General features: G+C 56.5%; 3 protein-coding genes. All 3 read left to right on the forward strand.

Going from position 1 to position 3,219, the window contains the following annotated elements:
• The coding region (locus AC1DUU_RS27290) for a hypothetical protein (protein ID WP_476786481.1) at positions 1-246 on the forward strand (246 nt) is incomplete at its 5' end.
• On the forward strand, positions 247-1,305 hold the full coding sequence (locus AC1DUU_RS27295; RefSeq protein ID WP_476786482.1) for an ATP-binding protein: 1,059 nt from the start codon (positions 247-249) through the stop codon (positions 1,303-1,305). It begins immediately after the preceding gene.
• Complete coding sequence (locus AC1DUU_RS27300) at positions 1,302-3,140, forward strand: TniQ family protein (protein WP_476786483.1); 1,839 nt, start codon at positions 1,302-1,304, stop codon at positions 3,138-3,140. Before AC1DUU_RS27295 ends, AC1DUU_RS27300 begins: the two co-directional genes overlap by 4 nt.
• Positions 3,141-3,219 lie beyond the last annotated feature (79 nt).

Consider the following 3,219-nt stretch of genomic DNA (forward strand, 5'->3'; position numbering starts at 1 on the left):
GTCACAAAACTCTCCCGTTGGGGTGAAGCCGCCACTCGATCGGAAGCCATCGAGGCTRATGATCGCGACTTCCTCTTCACTGATGGGGACGTCGGCAACGAAAGGCCTGGTGTGATCGTCGGTAACGTCGAGGACGCCCGCCATGGCGACGCCGACATCGTCGACGCCAAGACCACCGCCGACGATTTGCCCCCTGACACCCCCGACGCCGACATCGGCGACGACGATATGTTTATGGAGATTTGATTGCCCGACATTATTGGTTCGACCGTAAATCTTGATCACGCTTCTCGATCGGAAATCATGAAGCGTGTGCTCGGAGTGTACATTGGCCACAAGCGCGACATGACGCTTGAGGATGAGCTCGACAGGCTGATCGAAAGCTGTCGCATGAGCATCTCGTTCGACCTCGATCACCGAGCTCGCGTGGGCAGACTTGCCGAAGGCAGAATTCTTGCGGTCATGGGCAAACCTGGCGCAGGCAAGACCCGTGCTCTTGAGCGTTTGTTCCGCAAGCGCGAAGACGTTTGGGGAGCAGCCTGTGGCCTGGAGAACTCGCAACTCATCTCGGTGAAGGCCCCTTCTCCATGCACGCTGAAGCAGTTGGGCAATGCCTTGCTAAAAGCGCTTGGCTACGATCTGCAGAGAGATCTGAAGGAAAACGTCGTTTGGGACATGGTTCGCCAGCGGCTACAAATTTGCGGTGTTCGCTATGTGCACATCGACGAAGTTCAACATGCGGTAGAGAACGCCAACAGGACCGAACTCCAGAAGGTCCGCGATACGCTGAAGGCGCTTCTGCAGCAGGTTACGTGGCCAGTCTGGCTGATCCTTTCGGGAAAGCCATCCTTTGCAAGCTTCATTGAGGGTGACACCCAGCTGAAGCGGCGTAGCCGTTTCGTCCTTTTCGGCGATCTCACCCTGGCCGACGATGCAAAGCTGGTCAGGAACACAGTGAGTTCAATCGTGGAAAAGGCGGCCAGTCTTAGGCTGAAACCGTCGCTGGATGACTCATTCTTGGCCCGCTTGATCCATGCGGCCGAAGGGCAATTCGGTACGACCGTCGAGTTTGTTCAGGATGCCATCGAGGAGGCCTTTCTTGAGGGCAGCGCGGTGGTCAAGCTCGACCACTTCGCCACGGCCTACGAAGCAAGATCTGGGTGCGCTCGCGACCGCAATGTTTTCACTTCGGAACAGTGGCACCTGATCGACGTGTCGATGGCTCTTCAGGACAGCCAATGGGACGAACGAGTGGTCGAGGAGCAAGCTACCGAAAAGAAGGTGAGGGATAAGAAAAACCAATGATGCAACTTCCAGCCAACATGACGGTGCCGCTCGGCATTGGAGAGCTACCAACCAGCTTCGCCTCCCGTATTGCCTTTATCAATGGGTGCTGTGCGCGCGACTTCTGCCTGGATATGGGCTTCACATTCCAAGAGGTGGTCGACGGCGAACCCGACGCTTTGGCCAAGCTGGCGCATTGCGGGCGCATTGACCCTGAAATGCTGACCCATTCGACGTTCCGTCGGACTGAAGCACGCCTCTATGAGTTCAACGGAGAGACCATCAATCGCAATGGCTTGCTGAGGGGGCGGGTTCGGGTGTGCCCCGCCTGCCTCTCAGACGACCTGGAACGTTTCAATTGTGAGGAGGCCGCCAGACCATATCAGAGGGCAATTTGGCTGATTGGTCATATTCGGACCTGTGCGCATCACGACGAAGCCTTCATCGAAGTCACCCGCGACTTGGATCCTCACGCTATTCACGACTTCACGAAACTGCTCACTCCAATGCTATCAACGCTAACATCGCGTGGTGAAAGCGCCGTCCAGCGAAGGCCTTCGAAGCTGGAGGATTACCTGCTCTCACGCCTAGCCGCTGACAGGGATCGTGGCTCAAATTGGTTGGATAGCTTCCGTTTCGACGCAGTAGGCAAAATTTGTGAGATGCTGGGGGTCGTGGACATTCATGGCGTCAGGGTACGTCTTCGCGATCTTACTGACGACCAGTTCTACGAGGCTGGCGGCCGCGGTTACGAGATTGCGTCCCAAGGTGAATCTGGCATCCGAGAGCTTCTTGCCGAGTTGCAAACGCGGCAAGGCCCGCTCAAAAGGGGTGCCGGACCCAAGTCAGCTTTCTATCGCATCTATGAATGGTTGGCGCACGAGTCCGAGGCCGAGGCCTACGATCCTCTCCGTGACATCGTCGTACGACACTGCGTCGACACCATGCCGATCGGACCAGGTGACGACCTGTTTGGGCGGCCGATCAGCGAACGGAAGGTCCATTCTGTTCATACTGCTGCGATCGAATATGGTGCCCATCCCAAGAGACTTCGAAAGCTCCTGCACCTAGCTGGCCACCTCAGCGACGAGGCGAACTCCCTCGTGGACGATCATGCCTTGTTCGACGCACGGAACGCGCATGAGTTTATCGGGCRAGTTGTCAACGCGTTGACGTTCAAAGACGCTGCCAATTATCTGAACGTTCCGCGGCCACACGACGTCTCATTGTTGGCGAGTCGATACATCGTTCCGCTGGTAGATGCGGATCGGAACACCCTGACGCAGTACGCCTTCGAGAAGGAGCAGCTGAATTCCTTCCTCGAAAGGCTGTTTTCAGATGCCCCTGCCCTTGGTCCCAGCGAGGAGGGTTTCGTCAGCATTCTGGAAGCGAGGAAGCGCGCTTGTTGCGGACTGATGGAGATCGTGGATCTCATCATGGACAAGAAGCTGCAGCGAGTCCGTACCTTGACGTCAGAGCGGGGGTTCATGTCAGCAATGGTCGATTTGGCTGAGGTGCGTTCGCTGGTTCGCCTGGGGGATAACCGGGGCCTCTCGCTTCGGCAGGCCGAAAAATCCTTGGGCGTTACAACGAATGTGTTGAAGGCGCTTGTCGTCCACGGCTATCTGCCCAGTCGAGTCGAGATCAACCCGGTCAATCGGTGTCCGCAAACAGTGATTGATCCAGCTGACATGGCCACCTTCAAACAGGACTACGTTTCCCTCATGGGGTTGTCAGAGGAAACCGGCATCCACTTCAACCGCCTGAAAAAGGAGCTGGTTTCAATCCCCTTGGCCATGGACCGAGATCTGATCGGTGCAAGTTTCTACCTTCGCTCGTCGCTCCCCACATTCTGAACGAGCTACCATTGTCGCCTACGACCCGGCTTTCGCCGGGTTTTCTTTTGCCCTTATGTCGTTGAGGCATTTTGATAGG

The sequence above is a fragment of the Aminobacter sp. P4_H6_2 genome (assembly GCF_056400805.1).